Genomic DNA, 19,957 nt, shown 5'->3' with positions numbered 1-19,957 from the left:
TTATCGGGACGCACTGAGCGACGTGCGGCGCTTTTCGCGGCGGCGCAGGGCGTCGTCACGCAGGGTTTTCTGGTCGTCCGTCGGACAGTCGAGGGCGGGGACCGCCGTCGGAGTCTCGTCGTCGTCCAGCGCGACCATCGTGAAGAACGACGTCGCCGTCTCTCCCTTCTCGTCGTGACTGGGCCGCTCCGCCCGAACCGAGACCACGACCTCCATGCTCGTCTCGCCCGTCTCGAACACGTACCCCTCCACAGTCACGATGTCGCCGAGGTCGATGGGACCGAGGAAATCGACGTGATCCATGGACGCCGTGACGACCTGTCGGCGGGAGAACCGGCGCGAGGAGATGGCCGCGCAGATGTCCATCCAGTGTAGAATCGACCCACCGAGCGCCCGACCGAGGTTGTTGGCGTCGTTCGGCATCAGGATTTCGCTCATGACCGTCCGCGATTCGGCGAGTGTCGCAGTGTCGTGCATCGAGTGGCGCTACACGACGCTCACAGATAAAACATCTGTACTTGTATTTTTGAAAGTGAATTTGTTCTACGGCCGTCTCACTTATCCGCCGACGAATCGTGAACGTGAACGGATATGGGGGAATGGACGGATATGAGAGGAAAGGAACTCATCATCGGGGGAACGTCGCTCGGCGTCTGGCTGCTCGCCGCGCCGTTCGTCGTCTACGACGCGATGCTCGCACCGAACTTCTGGAACGATGTTCTCATGGGGGTCGTCGTGGCGGCGCTCGCGTTCTACGGCGTCGTCTGCACGTGGCGCGACCGACAGGTCGGCATCGCGGCGGGGGGACTGCTCGCCCTGCTCGGACTCTGGCAAGTGACGCGCCCGTTCGCCGTCGCTACCGCAGGACCGATTCCGAAGTGGGGCGACGCGGCCGTCGGCGTCCTGCTGGCGTTTCTCGGCGGGCGCGTGGTACGAGAAGCGCGGACGGCGGCGCTCGAACGACGCTCCCGAAGCGACGTGGGCGGAAGCGGACAGTCGTAGCCGCAACCGTGGCTCGAGGTGTTTTTCGCGGCCGCGAGGAGGGCACGACGCATTATTCTGAAATCGGCTCGACATGGCATAAAAAGGTACGCGATACGCGTGTCGAAAGCAGTAACAAAGGTGTTCACGCCCCATTCGGGTTCGACCGTATCGTCGTCTCGACCGGAGAAATTAGTATCTGAGGTCCATCCACAACCTGGCCGAATTTTCTAAAGGACAAGGTGAATGAACACGGATACCGTATTGAAACACAAGAACCTACTATGACGGAACGAACGCAACTCGAAATCCGTGGGATGAGTTGCGCGAATTGTTCGGGAACGGTCAGCGAGGCGTTGAACTCGCTCGACGGCGTACGGGAGGCGAACGTCAACTTCGCCACCGACGAGGGTACCGTCGAGTACGACCCGGAGGTCGTCTCGCTGTCCGAAATCTACGCGGCCATCGAGGACGCTGGATACGACCCGGTTCGCGCGACGACGACCATCGGAATCACGGGGATGTCCTGTGCGAACTGTGCGGACACGAATCGAACGGCGCTCGAATCTGTCCCGGGCGTGGTGGACGCCGAGGTCAATTACGCGACCGACGAGGCGAGCGTCGAGTACAACCCCGCCGGAGTGAACCGGTCGGCCCTCTACGACGCCGTGGAGGAGGCGGGCTACGAACCGGTCCGGGAGGACGGCACGGACGGGAAGGAAGCGGAGGCGGACGCCCGCCAAGCCGCGCGCGACGCCGAGATACGCAAGCAGTTCCGACTGACGCTGTTCGGCGCGGTGCTCGCGGCGCCGCTCGTCTTCTTCATGCTCGAACACCTGTTTTTCCCGGAGATGGTGAGCGAGACGGTGTTCGGCGTCGATGTGGCAGTAATACAGTTCCTTCTCGCCACGCCGGTTCAGATTTGGCTGGGTAAGGAGTTCTACGGGAACGCCTACAACGCGCTCGTGAAGAACCGGACGGCGAACATGGACGTGCTCATCGCGCTCGGTTCGACGACGGCGTACGTCTACAGCGTCGCCGTCATGCTGTCGCTCATCCCGGGCGGCACCTACTTCGACAGCGCGGTGCTCATCCTCGTGTTCATCACACTCGGCAACTGGCTCGAAGCCCGGTCGAAGGGGCAGGCCAGCGACGCGCTCCGCGAACTTCTCGAACTGGAAGCCGATACGGCGACCGTGATCGAGGACGACGGTGAACGAGAAATCCCGCTCGAAGACGTGGAGGAGGGCGACCTGCTTCGCGTCCGTCCCGGCGAGAAGATTCCGACGGACGGTATCGTCGTGGACGGAGAGAGTGCGACGGACGAATCGATGGTGACGGGCGAATCCGTCCCCGTCGAAAAGCGCGAGGGCGACGAGGTTATCGGCGCGACCATCAACGAGAACGGCGTGCTGACGGTTCGCGCGACGAAAGTCGGCGAGGAGACGGCGCTCCAGCAAATCGTCGGCATGGTGAAGGAGGCACAGGCCCGCCAACCCGAGATTCAGAACCTCGCCGACCGCATCAGCGCCTACTTCGTCCCGGCGGTCATCGCGAACGCGCTGCTGTGGGGAATCCTCTGGTATCTGTTCCCCGAAGCGCTCTCCGGGTTCGTGAACGGCCTGCCGTTGTGGGGACTAGTCGCCGGAGGTCCAAACGTGGCGGGCGGTGCGGTGGGTGCAGCGGGCGGCGTCACGGTGTTCGAGTTCGCCGTCGTCGTCTTCGCCAGCGCGGTACTCATCGCGTGTCCCTGCGCGCTCGGCCTCGCCACCCCGACGGCGACGATGGTCGGAACGGCCATCGGCGCGCGTACCGGCGTCCTGTTCAAGGGCGGCGACGTGCTGGAACGGGTGAAGGACGCGGAGACGGTCGTCTTCGACAAGACCGGGACGCTGACCGAGGGCGAGATGCAGTTGACGGACGTGGTGGCGATTGCCGACGAAACCGACCCCGCGATGGCGGACGGCGGGGCGGACGTACTCGGAGCGGCGGCGGACGCCGAGACGACGACGGAAGAACTCGTGCTCTCCGCCGCGGCCAGCGCGGAGCGGGGAAGCGAGCACCCGCTGGCGAAGGCCATCGTGGCGGGTGCGGACGAGCGCGGCGTCGAAATCGAGGACCCGAGTTCCTTCGAGAACGTGCCCGGCCACGGAATCCGGGCGGAGACGAGCCACGGCGAGGTGCTCGTCGGCAACCGGAAACTCCTTCGGGAGGCCGGAATCGACACCGACCCGGCGGAGAAGACGATGGAACGGCTCGAACGCGAGGGGAAGACGGCCATGCTCGTCGCGCTCGACGACCGCCTCCTCGGCGTCGTCGCCAACGCCGACGAGGTGAAGGCGAGCGCGAAGGAAGCCGTCTCGGACCTCCGAGAGCGGGGACTGACCGTGCTCATGCTCACGGGGGACAACGAGCGGACCGCCCGCGCCGTCGCGGAACGGGTCGGCATCGACCCCGAAAACGTCCGCGCAGAGGTGCTCCCCGACGAGAAGGCGGCCGTAGTCGAGGACGTGCAAGCGGGCGGCGAGAACGCGATGATGGTCGGCGACGGCGTGAACGACGCCCCGGCGCTCGCGGCGGCGTTCGTCGGCACCGCCATCGGCAGCGGCACCGACGTCGCCATCGAGGCCGCGGACGTGACGCTGATGCGCGACGACCCGCGCGACGTGGTGAAGGCGATTCGGATTTCGGCGGGAACGCTCTCGAAGATAAAGCAGAACCTCTTCTGGGCGCTCGGCTACAACACCGCCATGATTCCGTTGGCCTCGCTCGGACTGCTCCAACCCGCGCTCGCCGCGGGCGCGATGGCGTTCTCCAGCGTGAGCGTCCTGACGAACAGCTTAGCATTCCGACGGTACGTTCCCGACCACGAGTACCGCCTGCTCGGCTTCCTCCGCTGAACAGCGGAAGTCGTGGTGTGTGTCGCCGTACCGTCCTCCGCTTTTTCGATGGTTCTCAGCAGATGCGAACGATGGAGGTAGTCGAACCTATTATGTGCCGAGCAACGAAAGGTCGGGTGAATGGTGCGGGATTTGGCAGACGATACGCCCGAATTACAGGACGTCCTCGACGCCCTCGACGACCCCGCATGCCGACGAATAATCATGGAATTACGCGACCCGATGACAGCGCGGGAACTCGCCGACGCGACGGACATCCCGCTCTCGACGCTCTACCGAAAGCTCGACATGTTAAGCGAAGCCTCCCTCGTCGACGAACGAACCGAGATTCGGGAGGACGGTCATCACACCTCCCGCTACCGAATTACGGTGGAATCGGTAAACATCTCTCTGACGGACGAGCGGGAATTCGACGTGTCGATAGACCGTCCACCGGAGACCACCGACGAACGCCTCGAACGGCTCTGGACGGAGGTGCGAAAGGAAACATGAACGTCACCGTCATCGTCATCACGCTCAAGACGCTCACGCTCGTCCTCGGCGGCGTGATAACGTACTTCGCGTTCAAAGCGTACCGCCGAACCGGCTCACCGGCACTCAGGTCGCTCGCCATCGGGTTCGGCGTCGTCACCCTCGGCGCTCTGCTCGCCGGACTCGCCGACCAAGCGTTCAGCGTGAACCGGGATTTCGTCCTCGTCATCGAAAGCACGCTGACCGCGCTCGGCTTCGCCGCCATCGCCTACTCGCTCTACGCGGAGTAGCCGTTCGACGCGGAGTAAACTTATCCCGGTGGCGGGCGTTGTGAAACTAATGACCCGGCACCGTGGAGCGGCCGCGGGTGCTACGGAATCGGTGGACGAGACCGTCCGGCGCGCCCTCGAACTCGCCACGGACGAATTGCTCGTGACGCTCGAACCGACAGCGGCGGGACCGGAACTGGCGTTCGACGCCGCCCTCGTCGGTGTGTTCGACCGCCTCGTCACCGAATTCGCGGCGGCACGCGACCGCGACCGACCGCCGTTTGCGAAGGGGCCGGAACTCCGGGACGAGCGGGTGCGCTTCGACTCGCTGTCGGAGGACGCGAACGAACGATTGCACGCGCTGTTGGACTCGCTGGCGTACGATTCGCTGTCGTTTCGGCGACTCGGTGGTGCGTACGAGCGGTCGCTCGATTACGTACCCGAGATGGAAGACGGCGGGATTCGTCTCACGGGAGACGCGACGCGGCGGGTGTCCGCGGGAGCGTACTACACGCCGAACGAGGTGGTCGAATACGCGGTTTCGCGGGCGCTCCACGGACGGGAGGACGCCCGAGTCATCGACCCCGCGATGGGGAGCGGAAACTTTCTGACCTGCGCCATCGACCGGTTGGCCGAATCCCGCGACGAGCAGAGCGAGCGAGCCCGTCAGTTCGTCGCGGAGAACCGCATCTTCGGGGTGGACGTGGACCCGCTGGCCGTCGAACTCGCACGGTCGGCCGTGTGGTTCGAAACCGGCGTCTGGCCGGACGACACCCTCGTCGTCGGCGACGCGCTCGCGTCGAACCCGGAGTGGATGGACGTGGCGGGATTCGACGGGGACGGATTCGACGCCGTGGTCGGCAATCCACCCTACGTACGGAGCCGCCACCTCCCGGCGGAGCGAAAAGACGATCTTCGGGAGCGGTACGATACGGTGACCGGGTCGTTCGACCTCTACGTGCCGTTCGTCGAGCGCATGGCCGAACTCGGAGGGAGGGTGTCCTGTATCGTCCCGAACAAGTGGACGACGGCGCGATACGGGCGACCCCTCCGCAACCGACTGCTCGACGAGCACCGATTGGTGGAACTGCTCGACGTGTCGAACGGCACGGTGTTCCCCGACGCGAGCGTCTACCCGCTGGTTCTCACGTTCGACTCCGGCGGCGGCCCGACCGAGGAGATATCGATTCGGCGGGGGGAGTCGAGCGACGGGACGGAGGAAACAGCGGAAACGACGCTCTCCCGGTCGTTCGTGGACGCGCTCGGCGACCGGGTGATTCCGGTGGGTATCGACCCCTCGTTCGGGTCGCTGGCGGAACGACTCGTCCGGGAGTTCGACGAACTCGGAGCGCACGTCGATATGACGGAGGGTATCCACACCGGCAACGTGCGGGAAAAGCTCGTCGTGGACGAACCGGGGCCGGACTGTGAAAAAGTCGTGGGCGGGGGGGACGTATCGCGCTACCGATTGGAGTGGGACGGCGACTGGGTTCGGTTCGACCCGTCGCTCATCGGCGACGGCGAGTACGGTGCCCTACGCGACCGGACGGTCTTCGACGGCGAGAAACTGCTCCTCCGAGACATCAGCGACCGTCCCGTGGCGACGTACGACGACGCCGGAACGTACGCGCTGAACACCCTCTTCAGCGTCCGGTCCCGCCCTCGTTCCGACCTGCCGCTACGGTACCTCCTCGCGGTCATCAACGCCACGGTTTCGGCCTGCTGGTTTCAGCAGGTGTACGGCGGCACGCACGTCAGCGGCGGCTATCTCCGGTTCAAGCCGATGTTCGCAAATCGGCTGCCGATTCCCGACGGCGAGGGAGAGCGCGACGAACTGGTCGCGCTGACGGAACGGTTGGAACGGCTTCGAGAGGCGCGAGCGGACATCGAAATCCGCCTTCCCGGAGGGGATGGGGATGAGGATGAAGAGGATGGGAGTCCAGAAGGAGATGAGGGTCCAGAAGAGGATGAGGGTGAGGGGGATGACGGCCCGCGACTCGGTGACCTCGTTCGGCGGGTCGGCACCGACTCGCCGTTGGCCGAGACGACGACGACGCGGGACGGGCTTCGCGTCGGGAACGTCAGCGTCGAGAGAGGAGTGGACGAACTCGTGTTCTCGGCGACGGCCCGCTATCGTCCCGCGGAAGAGCGGGCCACCGATACGTGGGGGTTCGCGGAGACGGAACCGATTCGAGCGCTCGTGTTCGAGGCCGACGGGCGGGAGGAGTGGCGCGACGTGCTCCCGTGGTACGTCCCGCGCCACGTCGAAAGCGACGGGTTCACCGAGGAGGCGCGGAAAACCATCTCGCCGCTCGACCGACTCGAATCGATTCGGCTCCCGTCGCTCGAAACCGCGACGGCGTTCGCGGAGCGGTGTCGGTCCGCGGCACAGGTGGACGCGAAAATTGAGCGGACGGATGCGGAAATCGACCGACTCGTCTCCCGAGCCTACGGACTCTCGGCGGACGAAATCGAACTGGTCGAGCGACTCGTGAACTGACGTCCCGAGGACGACGGGTGTTATGAACACAGACCCGTTCAGTTGCTAGAGACTGCTATTCTACCCCGGAACGATGACAGGGGAATTAATACCCGAGAAGGGGTTTCGTTCCCACATGAGCGACCGCTCGAACGGTCACGGACACGACCATGACCACGATGGTCTCATGGCGGCCACGGTCACGGCGGTCACGGTCACGACCACGACGGCCACGGTCACGGCGGCCACGGGGGGTCGGGGAACCGGCGAGCGTTGAAAATCGCGCTCGTCATCAACACCGCGTTCTTCGTGGTGGAAATCGCCGGGGCGCTGTACGCCAACTCGCTCACGCTCCTCGCGGACGCCGGGCACATGCTCACGGACTCGGCGAGCATCGTCCTCGCGCTCTTCGCCGCGTGGATTGCCACGCTCGATGCGGACTCGAAGCGCACCTACGGCTATCAACGCGCCGAGATTCTCGCCGCGCTGGCGAACGGCGTCTTCCTCGTCATCATCGTCGTCTACGTCGCCTACGAGGCCGTCATGCGGTTCCAGAACCCGCAGGACGTGAAGGCGCTTCCCACAATCGTCATCGGTGTCGTGGGACTCGGCGCGAACCTCGCCGGGGCGTACGTCCTCCACGGCGGCCGGGACAGCCTCAACGTCGAGGGCGTCTACCTCCACCTGCTGACCGACGCCGCCGGAAGCCTCGCCGCCATCGCGCTGGGGGTCGGATTGTACGTCTCCGACCTCTACGTCCTCGACCCGATATTCAGCCTCGTCATCGCCGCGCTCGTCCTGTACTCCGCGAAGGACCTCCTCATCGAGAGCGTCAACATCCTCCTGCAGGGCACGCCGTCCAGCGTGGACGTGGACGACATCACCGGGACGCTCTCCGACCTCGACGGAGCAATCGACGTCCACGACGTGCACGTCTGGGCGCTCACCAACCGCAGTTTGGCCTGTAGCGCCCACGTCGTCGTCGCGGACGACGCGGACCGCGACGCGGTTCTCGACGCCGCCCGCCACGCCCTCAACGAACGCCACGACATCGGTCACGCGACCATCCAAGTCGAGTCCGAGAGCGGCGACTGCGAAACCGCCGACTTCGACTGCTATCCGGCGAACGGCGGCCACGTCGCCGATTGAATGGAAATGAGCGGCGAAGCGGAGAAAGCGGTTCGATGGAGAGGTGCGGTGCGGTTCGATAAGGACGTGTGCGGTGGACATAGAAACCGATTTTTGAACCGCTCGGACGAGAGTGGAGGAGGAGAATACAGTGTAGGATGGTAGATATAAGTATGAAATAGTAGGATATAGTATGAAATAGTATTCTCCGGTAGTATCCAGTAAAAAATAGAACGCTCCAGTAGTCACGAAGTCACGCCGGTAGGGTCGCGGTGGTGAAAACCACGAACGCGGCCAGGCCGACGGAGGCGGGGTGGCGAACACGAATATCGAAAGCAACGCCATAGATAATTCACACAGTTATGTTTTGAATCCATTTTGAATGATTTTTATTTCATCTCCATAAGTTATCACCAATCTTTTTGAGGCGAAAATCCGTACACGGGGATATGATGCAGACCGGGTTGGCGGCTGTGACGACGGACATGCTCGTGGTGTTCGCCATCGTCCTCATCGCGCTGGTGTTCTTTGCGACGGAGTTGCTTCCCGTGGACGTGACCGCGATTCTGATAATGGTCACGCTGATGGTGCTCGAACCGTGGACGGGAATCAGCACGACCGAGGGAATCGCCGGGTTCGCAAACGAGGCGACCATCACCGTGCTGGCGATGCTCATCCTCAGCGCCGGCGTCAGCCAAACGGGGGTCGTCCAGTTGCTCGGCAGTCGGCTAGCCGACTTCGCGGGAAGCGACCTCAGAAAACAGCTGTTCGCGACCATCGGCGTCGCCGGACCCGCGTCCGGGTTCGTGAACAACACGCCCGTCGTGGCGATTCTGGTGCCCGTCATCACCGACCTCGCGCACGAGGGGAAGACTTCGCCGTCGAAACTGCTCATCCCGCTCTCCTACGCCTCGATGCTCGGCGGGATGCTCACGCTCATCGGCACCTCGACCAACATCCTCGCCAGCAACGTGACGGGGCGACTCGCCGAGCGAACCGGAAACGCCCGCCTCCACGCCTTCTCGATGTTCGAGTTCACGGGACTCGGCGTCATCGTCCTCGTGGTCGGCGGACTCTACCTGTTGTTCGTCGGCCACCGACTCCTACCCGAACGCGTCCCGCCGGAGGAAGACTACATCGAGGAGTACGAGATGGAAAACTACCTCACGGAAGTCGAAGTGGCCGAGGGGTCGCCGTTCGTCGACCAAACGGTCGAAGACGCCATCGACGAGGCCGTCTTCGACGCCGAGATAATCCAGTTAGTTCGGGACGACGAGACGTTCATCGAACACATCGGTCAGCGGACGATACGCGCCGGTGACGTGCTCACGCTCCGAATCGACAAGCAGACGCTAAGTACGCTCACGACGCTCGAACATCTGACGCTCGCGGGGACGCCGACGGAGGCGGAAATCGACCCCGGCGAGGAACAGACGCTCGTCGAAGTCGTCATTCCCTCCGGGTCCTCGCTCGTCGGGGAGACGCTTTCGAGTTCGACGTTTCGGGAGCGCTTCGACGCCGCGGTCCTCGCCTTCCGGAGCCGCGGCGAGGTCATCCACGAGCGTCTCGACCGGGTGACGATTCGGGTCGGCGACACGCTCCTCGTGCAGGCGTCGGCGGACAGCATCGACCGGCTGGCGGCGAATCGGGATTTCATCGTGGCCCACCAAGTGAGCGACCCGGACTACCGAACCGAGAAGATTCCGGCGGCGCTCGCCATCATCGTCGGGGTCGTCTCGCTCGCCGCGCTCGGGGTCTTCCCGATTCTCGTCACGGCGCTCGGCGGCGTGGTGGCGATGGTCGCCACCGGCGTCCTGAAACCCGGCGAGTTGTACGAATCGGTCGAGTGGAACGTCATCTTCCTGCTGGCGGGCGTCATCCCGCTCGGCGTCGCCCTCGAAAACTCCGGCGGCGCGGAACTGCTCGGCGGCCTCGTCGCGGCCAGCGCGAACTACCTTCCGGTCGTGGCCGTCCTCTGGATATTCTACATCGCCACGGGCCTCATCACGGAGGTCATCAGCAACAACGCCAGCGTCGTCCTGATGATTCCCGTGGCCGTCGAGGCGGCGACCCGAATCGACGCCAACCCGTTCGCGTTCGTCCTCGCGGTGACGTTCGCCGCCTCGACGTCGTTCCTCGGTCCCGTCGGCTATCAGACCAACCTGTTCGTCTACGGGCCGGGCGGCTACAAGTTCACGGACTACTTCCGAATCGGGGCACCGCTCCAACTGCTCCTGTCCGCCGTGACGGTCGCCGGAATCGTGACGTTCTGGGGACTCTGAGGAAAGGACGTTCGACGAAGCGGTCGAATCGGGTGTGTGGTTCGTATCTCCCGTTTCAGTTCCGATTCGGCCGGAATCCCGAGAGCACGTCCAGCCACGAGACGAAGATGAACGCCCCGATGACCGCGGCCATCGTGCCGCCGAAGAGGGTCGCCATCCGCTCCGTGATGTGTTCTCGTTCCGAAATCGTGATGGCGTACACCCTATCGTTGTCGATGACGAACGAATAGTCCTCCAACGCGCCGGGCGGCTCGTCCGACAGCTGATACGACCCGTGGAGTTTCGCGCGACCGAAGGCGACCCGCGCCTCGCTCGATAAGCTTCCGTACTTCACCGACGACGAGCGCACGCCGGGTTCGTTCTTCTCCACCTGCTCCAGCGAGAGCGTGTAGGTCGTCGTGTTTTGCGGCGGCTGGAGGAGCGCGTAGCCGGTGAGGACGAGCCCGGCCAAGAGCATGAGCGTCGCGAGTGCCTGAATCAGAAAGCTGTCGAACCGCATTCGATGTTGGTTGTGGTGTAGCGGGAGAGGTAAAGGGTTTCCATCGAACGTGGGGAGAAAGAAAACGGGACGGTCGGTCGGAATCGGTTATCGACGGGACGGAAGGACGTCTCGAACCGGATACAGGTCTTCACGGATGCCCGCGCCGTCACAGTCGTCGTTCGGACACTGGTAGTGCCACCCGTCGTCCGTCGCGGCGTCGGCATCGAAACGCTCCCCACACACCTGGCAGAACAGTCGGTCGAGGTCCCCCGACCGCGTTCTGCTTGCAAGTTCAGGCTGCATACGCGTATATTCGCAGTCATCAATGAAAGAACCTACGTTTTTCCGGTGACATGTGTGAGACTCCCTATCGTTGGGAGAACTTCCCACCGTCGGGTGACATGCATGATACCGGGTTACCGTGCAGTTAGCGAGCGGTTTAGTGGCTGGCACCCATGGAACCGTGTATGGAGAAGCAGACCCTGACCTGCCTATGTGAGCTACCGCCGAGCGCGAAGCTCGTGTTCAAAGTGTTGGAGTACAGCGGCGCCCACACGCAGAAGGAAATCGTGAAGCGGTCACGACTTTCGGCGCGAACGGTCAGGAGCGCACTGGAGAACCTGACGGAAATCGGTGCCGTCACCGAGGAAGTGTACATCCCCGACGCCCGACAGCGGCTCTACCGACTGGACGATACGGGCGACTGGGAGCAAGTGAACTGCTTGAACGAAGTGCCGGTGTAGGACCGGAACGTAGCGGTACGGAACCGAACTGAGCGAATTCCTTCTACGCGGACGTATCGACACGCTTCGGCCAGCGCAGCGACCCGCCAGCCAACAGCCAGAGGCCGGTGCCGAGGAACGACAGCGGCGCGACGACCAACAGCAACCACCCGCCGAGACCGGCGTCCGCCGTCAGCGCTCCGGCGATGAGAACGAACACGACGAGCGGCGTCGCCAGCAGGAGGAGGGCGATGAGGAGGATGCGCCGAAGGGGAAGGCCCTCCGCGGATTCAGTTGTGGGAGACATACTGGTGATGTGTCGTCAAAATTTGTATTTATTCAGGAGGTTTTTCGAGCTACGATGACGCGGAGAACTCGACAACCTCGATGCCGGACGTTTCGAAGTCGTTCATGGCGGCGAGGCGGTCGGGAACCTCGGCCAGAGAAACGGTGTTCGTCACGAGTTTACCGGGCGAGAGCGTGTCCCGTTCCAGCATGCGAAGCAGTTCGTCGTAGCGGGACGGCGGCATCCCGCGCGACCCCAAAAACGTGATTTCGCGCATCGTCATCGCGTCCGTCGGGAGGGAGACCTCGCCGCGTTCCGCGTCCGTCGTCAACCCGAGTTGGACGTGTTGACCGCGCGGGCGGAGGCAGTCGATGGAATTCCGACACGTTTCGGCGATGCCGAGCGCGTCGATGGAGACGTCGGCCCCGCCGAGTCGCGCCTGAATCGTCGTCGGAACGTCGGTCTCGGCGTCGGCGAGCACCGTCTCGTCCGCGCCGAGGTCTCGCGCGCGGTCGAGTTTGTCGGCGTCCAAATCCACCGCGATGACGTTCGCGCCGAGCGCGTCGGCGACGTGAACCGCCGAGAGGCCGACGCCGCCACACCCGTGAACCGCGACCCAATCCCCCGGCGTTAGGTCGGCGCGGTGGGCGAGCGCGTGGTACGCCGTGACGAACCGACAGCCCAACCCGGCCATCTCGACCGGCGAGACGGATTCTGGGAGGTGCACCGCGTTGTAGTCGGCGGACGGGACGTCGACCCGGTCCGTGAACGCGCCGGGCGCGGCCTCCTCGAAGCCGAGGGCAATGCCGTTTTCACAGACGTTGCCGTGGCCGTTCTGGCAGTACCCGCAGTGGCCTCGGCCGAGATTGAACGGGACCGCGATTCGGTCCCCCTCGCCGATGTCCCGGACCTGCTCGCCGACCGCGACGACCCGTCCGGCGGGTTCGTGGCCGAGGATTTGCCCGATTGGAACTTGGTCGTCGGCCCACTCGCCGTGGCCCTGCCACGCGTGCCAGTCGCTTCGACAGATGCCACAGGCTTCGGTTTTGATGACGACGCCGAGCGGGTCGGGGGTCGGTTCCGGCACCTCCTCGATGGAAAGCGGTTCGCCGTACTCGCGCAACACAGCGGCTTTCATACCCGAGGGTCGGCCCTCGTCGGCTTAAAACGGCGGGAGGGGGCAAACGGGAGAACGTGAATCACGGTTGGAACTTTTAGGGGCGCTCACCGTATATCGGATATGAACCCTCGACTCCGGCGCGTCGTCTCTTTAGGGCGGGACATCGTGCGGGAAGTGCACGAGGAGAACATCAAATTCATGGCGGGGAGCATCGCCTACCACTCCTTCGTCTCCCTGCTTCCCGTGCTTCTGTTGTTGACGCTCATCGTCTCCGCGGTCGGGAGCGAAACCCTCGCGAGGCGGTTGATACAGGACATCGGGTCCTACCTCCCGGCGAGCGCCAACATCTTCCTGCAAAACGCGATTTCGGGAGCACCGTCGCCGGGCGACTCGCTCGTCGTCGTCCTGGTGCTCCTCTGGGGCACGTTTCGAATCTTTCGGGCGCTCGACGCGGCGTTCGCGGACATCTACGACGTGGAGCGAAAGACCTCGTTCAGGGACGAACTGGAGGACGGCGTGGTCGTCCTCGTGGCGCTCGTCCTCGTCGTCGTCACCATCGGCGTGACCAGCGCGACGATTTCGACGCCACAGCGGTTGCCGTTCGACGAGTATCTGGCCGAGGGGGTGTCGATACTCGTCCTCGGCATCGCGTTCCTCCCGATGTACTACGTGTTTCCGAACATCGACGTCGAAATCGGAGAAATCCTCCCCGGTGTCGCCATCGCGGCCGTGGGCTGGCAGGTCCTCCACTCGGTGTTTCACATGTACGCGCAAGTCTCGGCGTACAACACCAGCCTGTACGGAACCGTCGGAAAGATCCTCCTCGTCATCGTCTGGCTCTACGTCGGCAGCATCGTCATCCTGTTCGGCGCGGCGGTCAACGCGGTCCTCGCCGGACGGACGGGAGACGCCGCCAAAAGCGACCGCGAACGCGACTCGGCGGAAGTGAAACCGACCGAGAGGAAGGGTACGGTGGGGGACGAGACGGTGGAGAGCGGCGCGGGAGCGAACAAATCGGGAGTGAACGATACGAGGGCGAATGAAACAGTGGCGAACGGGGGAGAAGCAGTGGCGAGCGGAGGAATCGAGAGCGAGCAGGAGTTCCGGGAGGTGTTACACCGGCTTACCAGACAGGCGCGTGAGGACGGCCTTTCGACGAACGAGATTCAACGGGAGCTACGGCGGGAAATGACGAAGACGAGGCGCAGCGGGGAGTAGGGAACCGGCACAACTGTTTTGCTCATTCGTCACGATACGTACTCGATACGGGGGAAAGGGGTATGCCAGACAAACCACATCAGAACCTAGCGATCATCGGTCACGTCGACCACGGAAAATCCACCTTAGTCGGACGACTCCTCTTCGAGACGGGGAGCGTCCCGGAACACGTCATCGAACAGCACAAACAGGAAGCCGAAGAGAAGGGGAAGGGCGGCTTCGAGTTCGCCTACGTGATGGACAACCTCGCAGAGGAGCGCGAACGCGGCGTCACCATCGACATCGCCCACCAGGAGTTCGACACCGACGAGTACTATTTCACCATCGTCGATACGCCGGGCCACCGCGACTTCGTGAAGAACATGATTACGGGCGCGAGTCAGGCGGACAACGCCGTCCTCGTCGTCGCCGCGGACGACGGCGTTCAGCCACAGACGCAAGAACACGTCTTCCTCGCGCGCACCTTGGGCATCAACGAACTCATCGTCGCGGTAAACAAGATGGACGCTGCGAATTACAGCGAGGACCGCTACCGCGAGGTCGTAGACGAGGTAAAGGGGCTGTTGAATCAAGTCCGGTTCGACACCGAGGACGCTTCGTTCATCCCGATTTCGGCGCTCGCGGGGGACAACATCGTGGACCACAGCGACGAGATGCCGTGGTACGACGGGGAAACCGTCCTCGAAGCGCTCAACGACCTGCCGATGCCGGAGCCGCCGACCGACGCGCCGCTTCGGTTGCCGATTCAGGACGTGTACACGATTTCGGGCATCGGAACCGTCCCGGTCGGACGCGTCGAGACGGGCATGTTGAACATCGGCGACTCGGTGTCCTTCCAACCGAGCGACGTGACCGGCGAGGTCAAAACCATCGAGATGCACCACGAGGAGGTCCCGGAAGCGGGACCGGGGGATAACGTCGGGTTCAACGTCCGTGGAGTCGGCAAAAACGACATCCGGCGCGGGGACGTCGCGGGTCCGGCGGACGACCCGCCGAAGGTGGCGGACACCTTCACGGCCCAAATCGTCGTGATGCAACACCCGTCGGTCATCACCGCGGGCTACACGCCGGTGTTCCACGCGCACACCGCACAGGACGCCTGCACCATCGAATCCATCGACCAGAAGATAGACCCGGCCAGCGGCGAAGTCGTCGAGGAGAATCCCGACTACATCCAGAGCGGCGACGCCGCCGTCGTCACCGTCAGACCGCAGAAACCGCTGTCCATCGAACCGTCGTCGGAGATTCCCGAACTCGGCAGTTTCGCGGTGCGCGACATGGGCCAGACCATCGCGGCGGGGCGGGTGCTGGAAGTGAACGAGAAGTAGCGGGCGTCGGCCCGAATTGCTGTTTTTCGCGGGATGAAGTCGGTGAGTGTACGGAAGATGGTGAAACAGACCGGAGCGGCGCATCCGTGCCGCTCCGGGCCGCACAGTGTCGGGTAGAAAACGAAGAACGGGGAAAGAGAGCAGGGGAAGAAGGAGAGAGGTGAGAGCAGGGGAAGAAGGAGAGAGGTGAGAGCAGGGGAAGAAGGAGAGAGGTGAGAGCAGGGGAAGAAGGAGAGAGGTGAGAGCAGGGGAAGAAGGAGGGAAAACGGTGACGGTGAGAACGAGACCACATGAAACGAGATGTTTAAATTATTTCGGTTAGAAAATCCCATTTGCATTGTTTTTAGCAAATTGGGAAATCATTGGCAGAGCTTATCGCCCGATATCACCACAAGAACTAAATAGTAATCGCGCCGTTGTACTATGTGTTATGTCATACCAAACAGGAGGGAACGAATAGGATTCGGAGAACGACCCGCGAAAAATCACGGCTTTGCGCCTGTCAAAATCTACAGCTCTGTGTCTCTGGTTCGGTGCATCTCCCGATGCATCTTCCAATTCAGGTCTACCGGTTTTCGGAAATACGATTCCAGTCGAACGTCCGTTGAACCCGACAGCGGTGCGGTTCCGCGGACCGACGCGCTTTTTCATACGGGACTGCTACGGAGGGTGTGCAATGGCTTCACGAGGATGAACGGACGAGCAATCCGTTCGGAATGCAACCACCCTGCCAGTGTAACGTCACACACGACGGGGACTGTGCAGTGTTCGGCTACGGCGACGCGAACGCGGACTTCCACCTCATCGGCGACCATCCGGGAGCGCACGGCGGCATCGAGTCGAACGTGCCGTTTACCGGCGGCCCCGTCGGGGAGACGCTACAGCCGGTGTTGAACGAGGTCGGCCTCATCGGCGACGTGTACAGCGACCGGCCGACCATCGCGAACCTGTTCATGAGCTACCTCCACATGTGCAGGCTGCCCGACGGTCGGCAGCCCACGCCGCGAGAGTACGACGACATGGAGCGATTTTTCGACGCCGAACTCAGGGCTATCGCCGCACACGTCCTGCTTCCGGTCGGCCGAACAGCGACCGAACACGTCTTCTGGGAGTTCACGGCGCAAGCCGAAAAACACGGAATCGGCGACGGACGGGACGGCCCAGATATGGCGACGCTCCACGCCGAGGAGATCAAAGGACGGGGCTTCCTCGTCGTCCCGGTTCGTGACCCGCGCGAGTGGGGACCGAACGACGGCGACCGCCTTCGGGAGCGACTGAACGGAATCCTGTCCTCGGACTACCAGCAGACGGTCGATTTGGGGCGCTTCATGCCGGACGCCGATCCGTACGAGGTTCGGTGACGACGCGAACGAGTCCGACCACGATTCCCGCGACGAACTCGACCGCGAGCAGCGCGACGGGAAGCACGATGAACGAAGCGGCGAGAAAGCCGAGCGCGATGCCGCCGATGATGGCGGCGCGTTTCCAGCGCGATTCCGGGCGTTCGAACTCCATGCGGCGAGAACGTCGAGCGGGCGGGTAAAACGCGGTGAGCGTTCGGCCGGTAAGGGGAGATTACCGCGAAAATCGAGTCACGGGAACGGGCCGGTCCACTCGTCCAGACAGTCCTCGCTACAGAAGTGGAGGGTCACGTTCTCCGTTTGGTTGGCGGTGACGCTGTGTCGAACGACCACCGTCGGGTGATACTCCGAGAGGTTGACGAGTTTGCCGCAGTTGGCACAGGACGTGAATTCATCGTCCGAGTGGGTGGGACTGGGCATAGAGTCACCACGGCCCGAAGGCGCGTAAACGTATGGTCTAGCCGCCGAGTTCGCGTCCGTTCGCTCCGGGGTCCGTCTCCCGCTCGACGGAAACCGTGTTTTCGACCGCTTCGCGCACGTCCTGTTCGAGGACCGAGAACGCCATCGCGCGGACGAACACCTCGTAATCGGCGTGCGTCTCGGTCTCGTCCTCGGCGACGATTTCGGTCACCATCTCGATTTCGGGGTCCTGTTCGGAGAGTTCACAGACGCGAAGCGACACGTCACGATTCCAGAGGTTGCCGATACACTCGCCGACCGACCGGTACAGGGCAGAGCGCATACTCATCCCGGAACCGACCCGTTCCCGAACCTTACCCGCGAGTCGGTGCACGACCCGACGGTACTCCCGGCCGTCGAAGTTCTCCATCGTCGTGGAAAGCTTCCATTTCGAGATATTAAAACCCCGACCACGGCTTCGCCGACGAAACGGAACCATCGGGAATCGGAAACTACCAACGAGCGGCCAGAAGATAAATGTGACCTTTATCATCGTCGTAGACCCAATACCTTTTTAAAATCAACAAGAGATATTGAACTACATGGCACGCGAGCAACGAAACGACCGATTACCGAGACGACCGACAGTCTCGGACCGAAGTAACGACGAGAATCCACGACCGGGCACTCGAAATCGAGTGGAAAGCGACGCATACCAAGGGACGAAACGATGAGCGTCAGTTCCGACTCGACCGCGGGAGACGGGTTCGAACACGCCACGGAGGAGTCCGTCGAACCGCTCTCCCGCGACAAGATATTTCATATTCTCCAGACACAGCGACGTCGGGACGCGCTTCGGTTCCTGAAGGAGACCGGCGGCACGGTCGAGATGCGCGACCTCGCGGAGCAGGTCGCCGCGTGGGAAAACGACACTACTGTGCAGGCGCTCACCTCGGACGAACGCCAGCGCGTCTACATCGCGCTGTACCAATCTCACCTGCCGAAGCTCGAAAGCGAGGGAATCATCCGCTACAACAAGAGCCGCGGCATCGTCGAACGCGGACCGCTGGCCGACCAGTTCGACCCGTATCTCGACACGGCGGACGAATCCGACTACGAAGTCGAAATGGAAGACGGAGAGTCGAGCGACGACGAAACCCCGTGGTTGCGCTACTACCGAGTTGCCACCGCGGTCGGAATCGCCGTCGTAGCGGCGGCGTGGATCGGCGTCCCACCCGTTTCCTTCGTTCCGAATATCATTTGGGACGTCCTCATCGTCGCGTCGTTTACGGCGCTGTCACTCGCGCAACTCCTCACGGGCGACGAGTAACGAGTACCGCTCCGACGTTCGACACGACGACGGACGCCACTCGTTATCGAGAGAAATATAAAAAATATAATGAGTGGTGACGCTCGAAAACAGGTGTGAACCGAATTCGACTCGAAAACTCCGAGTTCGAGGGAGAAAACAGCGTTTACCTCCTCGGTACCGATACCGATGCTCCCACGACACTCATCGACACGAGCGTTCGAAAGCCCGAAACGCTCGATTCACTGGAGTCAGGATTGGCCGACTACGGCTGTTCGGTCGGCGACGTGGACCGCGTGCTCGTCACCCATTGGCACACCGACCACGCCGGACTCGCGGGAACCGTCCAAGCGCGAAGCGACGCCGCCGTCTTCGTCCACGAGGACGACGCGGCGCTCGTCGCCCAAGACGAGTCGGCGTGGGACGCCATCGGAACCCGCCAACAGCGCCTCCTCGACGAGTGGGGGCTCCCCGAGCACATCCAGGACCCGGTGTTCCAGCACGCGCGGAAAATCGGTCGTCTCGACGGTCCCGAACCGACCGTCGAGCCGTTTTCCGCGGGCTACCGCTTCGACCGCGGCGACGTCGAACGCGAAGCTGTCCACCTCCCCGGCCACACCGCCGGTCTCTCGGGGTTCGCCTTCGACGGCGACTCCGGCCGCGAACTCTTCTGCGGCGACGCCCTCCTCGGAAACTACACGCCCAACGTCGGCGGCGCGGACGTCCGCCTCGAAAATCCGCTTGCGGCGTACCTCGATACGCTGTCGCACGTCGTCGGGGAGTCCTACGAGCGCGCCTGGCCCGGCCACGGCGGCCCGCTCGACCCGACGGGGCGCGCCCGCGAGATTCGGGACCACCACCGCGACCGCGCCGGTGACGTCATCGACGTGCTGGAACGACACGGCCCGACCGACCCGTGGACCGTGGGTTCCCACCTGTTCGGCGACCTCGACGGCATCCACCTCCTCCACGGCCCCGGCGAATCCTACGCCCACCTCAGACATCTCGCGGAAGCGGGATACGTCGAACGCGTCGGCGACGAGTACGAACTGGTCGAGCCACCCGGTTTGGACGCGCTCTTCGAGGACCGGATGGCGACGAGTCCGTAATCACGAGTTCGCGTTTCGAGACCGGGAAACGGATGTTTGGTGCAGTTGGCAGCAGTTTTCGGATAGTTCGGTCACGGTCGCGACGAACAGCCAACGGTTTTCGCGTGATTGCAG

Annotated in this window: 22 protein-coding genes; 14 read left to right on the top strand and 8 right to left on the bottom strand. The window is 63.3% G+C overall.

Annotated elements, in window-relative coordinates; translation table 11 throughout:
- Positions 1–477 (bottom strand): acyl-CoA thioesterase, encoded by a 477-nt coding sequence (locus B208_RS0118685; RefSeq protein WP_007977100.1) that lies wholly within the window; start codon positions 475–477, stop codon positions 1–3.
- 132 nt (positions 478–609) lie between these two features.
- Here B208_RS0118685 and B208_RS0118680 point away from each other — a divergent pair, with 132 nt between their 5' ends.
- From B208_RS0118680 to B208_RS0118645, 8 genes are all read left to right on the top strand, one after another.
- Complete coding sequence (locus tag B208_RS0118680; RefSeq protein WP_232423870.1) at positions 610–1,002, top strand: SPW repeat domain-containing protein; 393 nt, start codon at positions 610–612, stop codon at positions 1,000–1,002.
- A gap of 263 nt (positions 1,003–1,265) precedes the next feature.
- A complete protein-coding gene (locus B208_RS0118675; protein WP_007977096.1) occupies positions 1,266–3,881 on the top strand; it encodes a heavy metal translocating P-type ATPase in 2,616 nt (871 codons plus the stop codon).
- A gap of 120 nt (positions 3,882–4,001) precedes the next feature.
- The gene (locus B208_RS0118670; RefSeq protein WP_007977094.1) at positions 4,002–4,373 is read left to right on the top strand and encodes an ArsR/SmtB family transcription factor; all 372 of its coding nucleotides are present in this window, start codon (positions 4,002–4,004) and stop codon (positions 4,371–4,373) included.
- Positions 4,370–4,642 carry a DUF7521 family protein gene (locus B208_RS0118665; protein ID WP_007977093.1) on the top strand — a complete coding sequence of 91 codons (273 nt, stop codon included), beginning with the start codon at positions 4,370–4,372 and terminating at the stop codon, positions 4,640–4,642. The genes B208_RS0118670 and B208_RS0118665 overlap by 4 nt, the downstream gene beginning before the upstream one ends.
- Before the next feature lie 49 nt (positions 4,643–4,691).
- Positions 4,692–7,121, top strand: coding sequence for an Eco57I restriction-modification methylase domain-containing protein (locus B208_RS0118660; protein ID WP_139025484.1), 2,430 nt, complete (start codon positions 4,692–4,694; stop codon positions 7,119–7,121).
- Between the two features lie 115 nt (positions 7,122–7,236).
- A complete protein-coding gene (locus tag B208_RS24505) occupies positions 7,237–7,377 on the top strand; it encodes a hypothetical protein (protein WP_018129057.1) in 141 nt (46 codons plus the stop codon).
- On the top strand, positions 7,374–8,249 hold the full coding sequence (locus B208_RS23090) for a cation diffusion facilitator family transporter (protein ID WP_018129056.1): 876 nt from the start codon (positions 7,374–7,376) through the stop codon (positions 8,247–8,249). Before B208_RS24505 ends, B208_RS23090 begins: the two co-directional genes overlap by 4 nt.
- A 428-nt stretch (positions 8,250–8,677) precedes the next feature.
- Positions 8,678–10,510, top strand: a complete 1,833-nt coding sequence (locus B208_RS0118645) for an SLC13 family permease (RefSeq protein ID WP_007977084.1) — start codon at positions 8,678–8,680, stop codon at positions 10,508–10,510.
- A 55-nt stretch (positions 10,511–10,565) separates the two neighbouring features.
- On the opposite strand, the gene B208_RS0118640 is transcribed toward B208_RS0118645, so the two are convergent.
- Both B208_RS0118640 and B208_RS23085 read right to left on the bottom strand, forming a co-directional pair.
- Complete coding sequence (locus B208_RS0118640; protein WP_007977082.1) at positions 10,566–11,009, bottom strand: hypothetical protein; 444 nt, start codon at positions 11,007–11,009, stop codon at positions 10,566–10,568.
- Positions 11,010–11,096: 87 nt separating this feature from the next.
- Complete coding sequence (locus B208_RS23085) at positions 11,097–11,294, bottom strand: hypothetical protein (protein WP_018129055.1); 198 nt, start codon at positions 11,292–11,294, stop codon at positions 11,097–11,099.
- Between the two features lie 164 nt (positions 11,295–11,458).
- On the opposite strand from B208_RS23085, the gene B208_RS0118630 reads away from it, so the two are divergent.
- A complete protein-coding gene (locus B208_RS0118630) occupies positions 11,459–11,734 on the top strand; it encodes a transcriptional regulator (protein ID WP_026177947.1) in 276 nt (91 codons plus the stop codon).
- 43 nt (positions 11,735–11,777) lie between these two features.
- Here B208_RS0118630 and B208_RS0118625 read toward each other — a convergent pair whose 3' ends face one another.
- Both B208_RS0118625 and B208_RS0118620 read right to left on the bottom strand, forming a co-directional pair.
- The gene (locus B208_RS0118625; RefSeq protein ID WP_007977077.1) at positions 11,778–12,020 is read right to left on the bottom strand and encodes a hypothetical protein; all 243 of its coding nucleotides are present in this window, start codon (positions 12,018–12,020) and stop codon (positions 11,778–11,780) included.
- A gap of 49 nt (positions 12,021–12,069) precedes the next feature.
- Positions 12,070–13,137: a zinc-dependent alcohol dehydrogenase family protein gene (locus tag B208_RS0118620; protein ID WP_018129054.1), complete on the bottom strand. Its 1,068-nt coding sequence runs from the start codon at positions 13,135–13,137 to the stop codon at positions 12,070–12,072.
- Positions 13,138–13,239: 102 nt separating this feature from the next.
- Here B208_RS0118620 and B208_RS0118615 point away from each other — a divergent pair, with 102 nt between their 5' ends.
- The 3 genes from B208_RS0118615 (at position 13,240) to B208_RS0118605 (ending at position 17,026) form a co-directional block, all read left to right on the top strand.
- Positions 13,240–14,337: a YihY/virulence factor BrkB family protein gene (locus tag B208_RS0118615; RefSeq protein ID WP_139025483.1), complete on the top strand. Its 1,098-nt coding sequence runs from the start codon at positions 13,240–13,242 to the stop codon at positions 14,335–14,337.
- A gap of 62 nt (positions 14,338–14,399) precedes the next feature.
- Entirely contained in the window at positions 14,400–15,665 is a 1,266-nt protein-coding gene (gene tuf / locus B208_RS0118610) for a translation elongation factor EF-1 subunit alpha (RefSeq protein ID WP_007977074.1), read from the top strand.
- Between the two features lie 716 nt (positions 15,666–16,381).
- The gene (locus tag B208_RS0118605) at positions 16,382–17,026 is read left to right on the top strand and encodes a uracil-DNA glycosylase family protein (RefSeq protein ID WP_049805666.1); all 645 of its coding nucleotides are present in this window, start codon (positions 16,382–16,384) and stop codon (positions 17,024–17,026) included.
- Here the strand turns inward: B208_RS0118605 and B208_RS0118600 are convergent.
- From B208_RS0118600 to B208_RS0118590, 3 genes are all read right to left on the bottom strand, one after another.
- On the bottom strand, positions 16,992–17,180 hold the full coding sequence (locus B208_RS0118600) for a hypothetical protein (protein WP_007982122.1): 189 nt from the start codon (positions 17,178–17,180) through the stop codon (positions 16,992–16,994). The genes B208_RS0118605 and B208_RS0118600 overlap by 35 nt on opposite strands.
- Before the next feature lie 77 nt (positions 17,181–17,257).
- Complete coding sequence (locus B208_RS0118595) at positions 17,258–17,446, bottom strand: DUF7576 family protein (protein WP_007982120.1); 189 nt, start codon at positions 17,444–17,446, stop codon at positions 17,258–17,260.
- Positions 17,447–17,483: 37 nt separating this feature from the next.
- Positions 17,484–17,855 (bottom strand): hypothetical protein, encoded by a 372-nt coding sequence (locus B208_RS0118590; protein WP_007982118.1) that lies wholly within the window; start codon positions 17,853–17,855, stop codon positions 17,484–17,486.
- 300 nt (positions 17,856–18,155) lie between these two features.
- Here B208_RS0118590 and B208_RS0118585 point away from each other — a divergent pair, with 300 nt between their 5' ends.
- Positions 18,156–18,755 carry a DUF7344 domain-containing protein gene (locus tag B208_RS0118585; protein WP_007982116.1) on the top strand — a complete coding sequence of 200 codons (600 nt, stop codon included), beginning with the start codon at positions 18,156–18,158 and terminating at the stop codon, positions 18,753–18,755.
- A 95-nt stretch (positions 18,756–18,850) separates the two neighbouring features.
- Positions 18,851–19,843: an MBL fold metallo-hydrolase gene (locus B208_RS0118580; RefSeq protein ID WP_018129052.1), complete on the top strand. Its 993-nt coding sequence runs from the start codon at positions 18,851–18,853 to the stop codon at positions 19,841–19,843.
- Positions 19,844–19,957: the final 114 nt, after the last annotated feature.

The organism is Haladaptatus paucihalophilus DX253 (assembly GCF_000376445.1).
In the GTDB taxonomy this organism is placed as follows: Archaea; Halobacteriota; Halobacteria; order Halobacteriales; family Haladaptataceae; genus Haladaptatus; species Haladaptatus paucihalophilus.
The sequence above is the reverse complement of the archived record's forward strand: the minus strand, read 5'-3'. Positions and strand labels throughout refer to the sequence as shown.